The sequence below is a fragment of the Gallibacter intestinalis genome (assembly GCF_014982745.1).
GTDB lineage: Bacteria > Bacillota > Clostridia > Peptostreptococcales > Anaerovoracaceae > Gallibacter > Gallibacter intestinalis.
The window spans coordinates 293578-301359 of record NZ_JADCKA010000001.1; the positions used below are offsets into that span (position 1 = coordinate 293578).

At 39.8% G+C, this 7782-nt stretch carries 8 protein-coding genes and 1 rRNA gene; 8 read left to right on the forward strand and 1 reads right to left on the reverse strand.

Annotation, left to right across the window (positions count from 1 at the left end):
• Window positions 1-222 precede the first annotated feature (222 nt).
• Complete coding sequence (locus INF20_RS01425) at window positions 223-1086, forward strand: alpha/beta hydrolase (RefSeq protein ID WP_226384597.1); 864 nt, start codon at window positions 223-225, stop codon at window positions 1084-1086.
• On the opposite strand, the gene INF20_RS01430 is transcribed toward INF20_RS01425, so the two are convergent.
• Window positions 1083-2759 carry an Rqc2 family fibronectin-binding protein gene (locus tag INF20_RS01430; protein WP_226384598.1) on the reverse strand — a complete coding sequence of 559 codons (1677 nt, stop codon included), beginning with the start codon at window positions 2757-2759 and terminating at the stop codon, window positions 1083-1085. The genes INF20_RS01425 and INF20_RS01430 overlap by 4 nt on opposite strands.
• A gap of 86 nt (window positions 2760-2845) precedes the next feature.
• Here INF20_RS01430 and INF20_RS01435 point away from each other — a divergent pair, with 86 nt between their 5' ends.
• From INF20_RS01435 to INF20_RS01465, 7 genes are all read left to right on the forward strand, one after another.
• On the forward strand, window positions 2846-3727 hold the full coding sequence (locus INF20_RS01435; RefSeq protein WP_226384599.1) for a YicC/YloC family endoribonuclease: 882 nt from the start codon (window positions 2846-2848) through the stop codon (window positions 3725-3727).
• 101 nt (window positions 3728-3828) lie between these two features.
• Entirely contained in the window at window positions 3829-4440 is a 612-nt protein-coding gene (gene gmk / locus INF20_RS01440) for a guanylate kinase (RefSeq protein WP_226384600.1), read from the forward strand.
• 1 nt (window position 4441) lies between these two features.
• Entirely contained in the window at window positions 4442-4636 is a 195-nt protein-coding gene (gene rpoZ, locus INF20_RS01445) for a DNA-directed RNA polymerase subunit omega (RefSeq protein ID WP_404812903.1), read from the forward strand.
• Between the two features lie 137 nt (window positions 4637-4773).
• The gene (locus INF20_RS01450) at window positions 4774-5082 is read left to right on the forward strand and encodes a LytTR family DNA-binding domain-containing protein (RefSeq protein WP_226384601.1); all 309 of its coding nucleotides are present in this window, start codon (window positions 4774-4776) and stop codon (window positions 5080-5082) included.
• A 201-nt stretch (window positions 5083-5283) separates the two neighbouring features.
• Window positions 5284-6042, forward strand: coding sequence for a 30S ribosomal protein S2 (rpsB, locus tag INF20_RS01455; RefSeq protein WP_226384602.1), 759 nt, complete (start codon window positions 5284-5286; stop codon window positions 6040-6042).
• A complete protein-coding gene (tsf, locus tag INF20_RS01460) occupies window positions 6043-6969 on the forward strand; it encodes a translation elongation factor Ts (protein WP_226384603.1) in 927 nt (308 codons plus the stop codon).
• 585 nt (window positions 6970-7554) lie between these two features.
• Window positions 7555-7782, forward strand: a 16S ribosomal RNA gene (locus INF20_RS01465); the annotation flags it as partial.

A 7782-nucleotide genomic window follows, 5' to 3' on the forward strand; every position in this document is an offset into this window, starting at 1 on the left:
AATACAGTTATCACATATAAAACCATTCTGAAAAGGGATAATATGATATGCCCGATTACATATGCTACATCTTTTCATTTTGCTTCCTCCTTATTAACGGCTGCGTCATCCGTTCTGTAATGGGAAGTATAGAATAAAAAATTTGGCTATGCAATATAGATAAAGATATAAGATAAATAAGATACATTTAAAGATAATATATGAGATTGTTGGTGATATTTGATGAACAATATGAAACAATTTACTTTAGAACGCGAAAACGGATATAAAATACAAGGGTATAAATGGGATGTGGAAAATCCTGATAAGACAGTATGCCTTATACACGGCATAGGAGAACACGCTGGCAGATATGATAGGCTTGCTGGGGTTTTTAATGACAACAACATCGCCGTATTTGCCATGGATTTGAGAGGTCATGGCAAGACAGATGGCAAACGGGGAGATTGTGCTCCTAGGAAATCTGTCTTGGAAGATGTCGATGCACTTATTGATGAGATTAAAAAAGAACATCCTAATTGTCCTGTAGTTATTTACGGACACAGCATGGGAGGAAATATCGCCTTGGATTACAGAAATCGCGGCAAGTATAACGGCGATGCAGCAGGCTATGTTATTTCCGCACCGTGGGTTAAACTGGTGCGATCCGTACCTAAGCCTCTTTATGTGTTTGTGAAGGCTGCAAGAAAGCTTGCACCAACTCTTACCATCAGTTCGTCTGTTAATACATCAGTTCTTGGAAATCCTATTCATAACAAGGCTTATGAAAAGGATGAATTGGTACATAAAAGGATATCCTTAAGATGTGCTGTTGACGGATTTGATATAGGCAATGCTCTTTATGAAGATACACATGAAATATCAGGGGAAGGACGAAAAAGGCCTATGCTTTTAATGCATGGGGACTGCGATAAAATCTGTGATATAGCAGGAAGTGACAGGATTTTTGAAAATCAAAAAGCCACCTGCGAATATATCAGGTGGCAAGGTCTTTATCATGAAATCCACAATGGAGGTCCTGATAGTGACGGTACTGAAGTTATAGAAAAGGCAGCCTCATGGATATGCAAGCTTACCACTGTTTAATCAGCATCGTCAGGTAACTTTGGAGTTACATAAACAGTTCTGTTATCTGTAAATATAACCATACCCGGTCTTGCGCCGTTTGGCTTTTTTACATGGCGAACAAGGGTATAATCCACAGGAACATTTTCCGATTCTCTACCTTTGCTGTGATAGGCAGCAATGGCTGCAGCTTCAAAGATGGAGTTATCAGATGCTGGTTTTCCTTCTGTGAATAGTATTGTATGGGAACCGGGAATATCCTTTGTGTGAAACCACATGTCATTTTTCGACGCTTTCTTCATGGTGAGAGCGTCGTTTTCTTTATTATTACGTCCGGCCATTACGATAAAACCGTCAGAGGTCTTGTATGTGTAAGGCTGCAGCACATCTTTTTTCCTGTTCTGTTTGTGCTGCCTACTGCGACGCCTTAAAAATCCTCCCTCTATAAGCTCTTCTCTTATTTCATCTATAGTGGCAATGCTATCTGCCGAGTTTACAAAGTTCAATACAGATTCCAGATATGATATATCACCGTCAGTGCGTGCCAGCTGATTTTTCTTTTCAACAACAGCAGTTTTTGCTTTGCTGTATTTTTTGAAATAGTTTTGCGCGTTTTTTGACGGGTGAAATCTCTTATCCAAAGGGATAGTTATCATTTCACCGGTGTAATAGTTTAAAACCGTTGCTTTTTCAGCTCCAGGTTTGATATCGTGCATACCAGCGGTGAGAAGCTCGCCATATAACCTGTATTTTTCTGAGTTTTCTGCTTCCATAAGGTCCTCTGATAATTTTTGCTTTTTTAAATATAGCTTTTTGAGCAGTTGATTTAGATGCTTAGAAAGGTCTGCGGATTTTTGCCTTATCCTGTTGGAGACCTCTCTGTGGGAATAGTAATATTCAGCTGCGGCGCTTACTGTGTCAAAGGAAATTGAAGAAAGTCCGCGATATTGCTCTATAGTTACCACATGAAAGTCCTGGGGAGTACCGTCTTCCTTAAGGTATACTCGTATATCAGAACCACCGGTTTTGAGTGCATCACTCCAGTTTTGCAGTTTTGACAGGGGATCTTTACATTCAAAGAGGTCCTGTGAAAGAATAGGCGAAATGCCTTCTATGGCACTTAATATATCCCTGCTGTCAGTGGCATTATCAAAAATCTGCTGGTCGACATCCTCTGGGAGAGTTTTATTTTGTGAAGGTGGGTATTCATAGAGCATTCCAGGGAGAGTCTGTCTTGCACGGCTGACATCAACAGATACTCTTTTTATGGAATCGATAATTTTACCACTGGACATATCAACCAGGGAAAGGTTGCTGTGCTTACCCATGATCTCTACAACAAGCTTTTTGTTTTTGTCAAAGCCTAGCTCATCTCTTGTTTCAAAGATAATCTCGATAATTCTCTCTATGTTATATTGGCGGATTTCGGATATTCTACCGCCGATAAGATGCTTTCGCATAAGCATGCAGAATGCTGGTGGTTCAGTTGGATTAGTAAAATCTTCATCGGTAATATAAATGCCGGCATGATTTGTATCGGCTGAAATATAAAGTTTGTGTTTGCCTTCTTTTGTATGTATGAAAAGAACCAGCTCGTTTTTTTCCGGCTGGTAAACTTTGTCTACTTTCCCGTATGTGAGCTTATCAGCTAATTCGCTGGCCATAGCCCCTGTAACAAAACCGTCAAAAGCCATTTGATTTCCTTTCCGTAAAAGTTTTGCTGTGTTATAATATTTAATATTATCATAAATTATTGGAAAAGAAAAACGGAGCAGATTATATGATAAAGAGTATGACAGGATTCGGCAGAGGAGAATATGCCGACGATAAAAGAAATGTTGTTGCGGAAATACGTTCGGTAAATCACCGTTACTGTGATATCCATGTAAAGATGCCAAGAAGATATGTCTTTGCAGAGGATAGAATTAAAAATCTTATAAAGGAAAAGGCCAGAAGAGGAAAGATTGAAGTATCCGTAATGGTCGAAAACATCGGCGATGCTGATGTAAATATCAAACTCAACACAGCGGTGGCAAAGCAGTATTATGACAATTTAAAGCAACTGTCCGGTGAGCTTGAACTTGATGGAGAAATCACTCTTGAATATCTTTCAAGCCTTCCAGATGTTATGAAAGCCATTCCGGATGTAGAGGATGAGGAAGAAGCAGCTTCAGCTATTTTAGCTGCCGTATCTCAGGCTTTAGATGGCTTTGAAACAATGAGAATGACAGAAGGAGCAAAGCTGGCAGAGGATTTGATTCACAGAGGAAATCTTATTAGAGACTATGTGGATTCCATTGGCCAGAGGGCGCCAAAGCTTCAGGAAATATATGCAGGAAGACTGGTGGAGAGAATAAAGGAACTTCTAGGGGATAATGTGCAGATTCCTGAAGAGAGAATTGCCATGGAAGCTGCTATATTTGCCGATAAATCAAATATAACTGAGGAGCTGGTAAGGCTGGATAGCCACATGCTTCAGATGAAAAAGATTATAGAAAGCGATTCGCCTGAAGGTAAGAAGTTGGATTTTCTTGTTCAGGAAATGAATAGAGAGGCAAATACCATAGGCTCTAAGGCAAACGATCTTGATATTACATCCATTATGCTTGAAATAAAAAGCGAAGTGGAAAAAATCAGAGAACAGGTTCAGAATATAGAATAACTATTGAAAAACAAAAACTGCAGTAGTATAATATATTGCCTGATAAACAGGTTAGGACATATTATGAAAATAACCGGGCATATGAAGATAAGGGGAAACAGATGACAACAGGTAAGCTGCTGGTGATATCAGGCCCTTCCGGCACCGGAAAGGGTACAATATGTAAAAAACTCTTTGAGGATTTTGAAAACATCGTATTTTCAGTATCGATGACAACTCGAAATCCAAGAGAGGGAGAAATTCACGGACAGTCTTATTACTTCACCGAAAAAAGTAACTTTGAAAAGATGATTAGTGAAGATGGATTTCTCGAATATGCCAAGGTTTTTGATAACTATTACGGTACACCTAAAAAGCCTGTTATAGATCAGCTATCCAAAGGAAACGATGTGCTTTTGGAAATAGATGTGCAAGGAGCCATGCAGGTGAGAGATGCTTATCCTGAGGCTGTGCTGATTTTTATACTTCCACCTTCCTTAAAAGAGTTAAAAAACAGGATTATAAATAGGGGAAGTGAAAGTGAAGAGAGTCTTAATAAGAGACTTGGCGAGGCAATGCACGAGATAACCTATGCCGACAAGTATGATTATGCCGTAATAAACGATGATCTTGATGAGGCTGTAAAGCAGGTCGAATCGATAATCGTTGCAGAACATTTGAAAGTAACGCAAAATATAGCTAAAGTAATAGATAGTTACAGGAAGGAGATATGAAATGCTGTTATATCCATCAATTAACGAAATAAGAAAAAAAGCGGACAGCAGATACACATTGGTTGTACTGGCTGCAAAGAGAGCAAGAGACATCATTGACGGCAAACCTATGTTGGTTGAAGATGGAAATGTAGAAAAGCCCGTTTCGGTAGCTGCTGAAGAGATAGCTGAAGACTATATAACATACAAGAGATAACAGGCAAGAAACAACAAGACGAGTGTAAGGCGCGAATACAGACTCTATAAGCATCCCGAAACGAAGGGATGCTTTTTTTCATAATTATTTTTTATGTAAGTTATATTATATTAAAGAGAAAATGAAAGAGGGAGAATATGCTGTATCTAAAAGAAAATGCAAATGTGTATCGTGTCACAAATGATGACATATTGTATCTGCAGCAGAATGGTCGTCACATAAGTATAGTGACCAGTGACAGGGAGTATACGCTGCGAAAACACAAAATCAGAGATGTTGAAAAAATGCTTGGAGAGCGCTTTTTTAAATGTCACAGTTACCTTATTGTAAACAAAGACAAAATAAAGGAAGTGTGTAAAAATGAAGTGCTGTTTGACAGCGGTCACAGTATAGGCATGTGTTATGCAGCTGCCTTGAGATTGAGAAAATCGCTTTTAAATATCTAGATTTACAAAAATCACAGAAATTTTGCGGTTTATAGTGCTTTATGCTTGATAATTACAAGCGGATATGTTAATATATCACCCGGTGATGCCATTTTGGACTCACCGGGTAAATCAACACACCGCGTTACAGGTCAGGCGGTGCCTGTTAAGGCTCCTGTCTTGGAAGACGACGGTGGAAGAGTAAAACCAGGAGGAAAAAACATGTCAGTAATTTCAATGAAACAGCTTTTAGAAGCAGGTGTTCATTTCGGACACCAGACAAGAAGATGGAACCCTAAAATGGCTCCATACATCTTCACAGAAAGAAACGGTATCTACATCATCGATCTTCAGAAAACAGTAAGAAAGATTGATGAAGCATACGCCTTCATGAGAGAAGTAGGCGAAAGCGGAAGACCGGTTCTCTTTGTAGGAACTAAAAAGCAGGCTCAGGGAGCAATTAAGGATGAAGCTCTGAGATGCGGAATGTACTATGTTAACCAGAGATGGCTGGGCGGAATGCTCACAAACTGGAAGACCATCTCCACAAGAATAAAGAGACTCAACGACATCAAGGCGATGGAAGAAGACGGTACTTTTGAAAAGCTCAGCAAGAAAGAAGTACTCATGCTCCAGAGAGAACTTGAAAGACTGGAAAAGTTCCTGGGCGGCATCAAGGAAATGAAGGAAATGCCAGCTGCAGTATTTGTAGTTGACCCTAAAAAGGAAAAGATTGCAGTTAAAGAAGCAAGAACTCTGGGTATCCCTGTAGTTGGTATCGTTGATACAAACTGCGACCCTGACGATGTAGACTACATCATTCCTGCCAACGACGATGCTATCAGAGCCGTAAAGCTCATTGCAAGCAGCATGGCTGATGCCGTTATTGAAGGAAAGCAGGGCGAAAGCTTTGACGAATCAGAGCCTGAAGCAATTGAAGAACAGGAAGTATCTGAGGCAACAGAAAGCGAGGAAAACTAAATGGCAGTAACAGCAGCACTTGTAAAAGAACTTAGAGAAATCACAGGCGCAGGCATGATGGACTGCAAGAAGGCGCTTGTAGAAACTGATGGCGATATCGATAAGGCCATTGAATATCTGAGAGAAAAAGGACTTTCTAAGGCAGCAAAGAAATCAGACAGAATTGCTGCAATGGGTCTTGTTAGAATAGCTTTCTCCGATGACTGCAAAGCAGCAGCACTGGTGGAAGTAAACTCTGAAACAGACTTCGTAGCTAAAAACGATGAATTCATCACTTTTGTTGAAAACATCGCTAAGATTGCTCTGGAAAATGATGCGGCTGATGTTGAAGCTCTTAAGGCTCTTCCATACAGCGACAGTGCAACAGTTGGCGAAGAACTTACAAATAAAATTGCCACTATCGGTGAAAATTTGAACATCAGAAGATTTGTAAAATACAATGAACCTGGAGTTGTATATGCCGGATATACTCATACAAACGGCATGATCGGTGTAATTGTAGGTATTAAGACAGATGCTACAGCTGACGAAATAGCTACAGTAGGTAAGGATGTATCTATGCAGGTTGCTTCCATGAACCCACAGTTCTTGGATGAAACATCTGTAGATCCTGCTTACATTGAGCATGAAAGAGAAATCCTCAGACATCAGGTTCTCAACGAAGGAAAGCCTGAAAACATGGTTGACAAGATTGTTGACGGAAAAATTAAGAAGGAACTCAAGGAAGTATGCCTCGTAGATCAGAAGTTCGTTAAGAACGGAGATCTTACCGTTAAACAGTATGTTGACGAATGTGCCAAGGAAGTTGGTAAGGATATGGCCATCGCTTCTATGGTTAGATACGAAGTTGGTGAAGGTATCGAAAAGAAGGAAGAAGACTTCGCAGCAGAAGTTGCAGCTCAGCAGGCTGCAGCAGCTCAGAAATAAGAGCCTTTGTCTATTGACATCACGACCCGCAGCAATGCGGGTCTTTTGTTAAAGTTTGCAGCAATAAAAACAGGGAGGTGCAAAATATGATACCTGTTCATACAAACGATAATTTTCCTATCATTATAGTATCGGTGCTAGTGGCGCTGTCAGCAATAGGCCTCATAGCCGGAATATTTGTTGGCAGAAGGAAAAAGAAATAGTCGCACATCAAAAAACTGAAGCAAAATCATTGACATCATATGTCATGTTTTGTATACTATAAAAGCTCTCTAAAAAAGAGGGCAGCAGAAAAAAGCTTTATAATTTTCTTATATAGGATTTTGGTGAGCAATGCCTCAAAAAAGTCCTTGACAAAGGAGCCGAGCTCTGCTAATATAAAGAATGTTCGCTGAAGCGGACAGAACCTAAAAAACTTCATAGTATAAAGAACAAGTCGAAGATAAGAAACAGACTATGCCAGTAAGGTAATAGAGGTTTCTGACAATTTCTAAGAGACTCAAAACAATAATTCGGGCTAAGAAATAAAAGCCTGGCGTAACTTGAGCAAGATATAAACTTTCTAATGGGAAGTATATATACCATTTAATTAAGAGTTTGATCCTGGCTCAGGATGAACGCTGGCGGCGTGCCTAACACATGCAAGTCGAGCGAGAAACTTTTAAATGAAACTTCGGTAGATTTTGAAAGCGGAAAGCGGCGGACGGGTGAGTAACGCGTAGGCAACCTGCCCTTTGCAGAGGGATAGCATCTGGAAACGGATATTAATACCTCATAATACTAAACTATCACATGATAGAGTAGTCAAAGATT

Excerpts from the sequence above, each read along its gene's own strand:
- gmk (WP_226384600.1), top strand. The coding sequence starts at position 3,829 with ATGACAACAGGTAAGCTGCTGGTGATATCAGGCCCTTCCGGCACCGGA.
- INF20_RS01450 (WP_226384601.1), top strand. The coding sequence starts at position 4,774 with ATGCTGTATCTAAAAGAAAATGCAAATGTGTATCGTGTCACAAATGAT.
- rpoZ (WP_404812903.1), top strand. The coding sequence starts at position 4,442 with ATGCTGTTATATCCATCAATTAACGAAATAAGAAAAAAAGCGGACAGC.
- tsf (WP_226384603.1), top strand. The coding sequence starts at position 6,043 with ATGGCAGTAACAGCAGCACTTGTAAAAGAACTTAGAGAAATCACAGGC.
- rpsB (WP_226384602.1), top strand. The coding sequence starts at position 5,284 with ATGTCAGTAATTTCAATGAAACAGCTTTTAGAAGCAGGTGTTCATTTC.
- INF20_RS01425 (WP_226384597.1), top strand. The coding sequence starts at position 223 with ATGAACAATATGAAACAATTTACTTTAGAACGCGAAAACGGATATAAA.
- INF20_RS01435 (WP_226384599.1), top strand. The coding sequence starts at position 2,846 with ATGATAAAGAGTATGACAGGATTCGGCAGAGGAGAATATGCCGACGAT.
- INF20_RS01430 (WP_226384598.1), bottom strand. The coding sequence starts at position 2,759 with ATGGCTTTTGACGGTTTTGTTACAGGGGCTATGGCCAGCGAATTAGCT.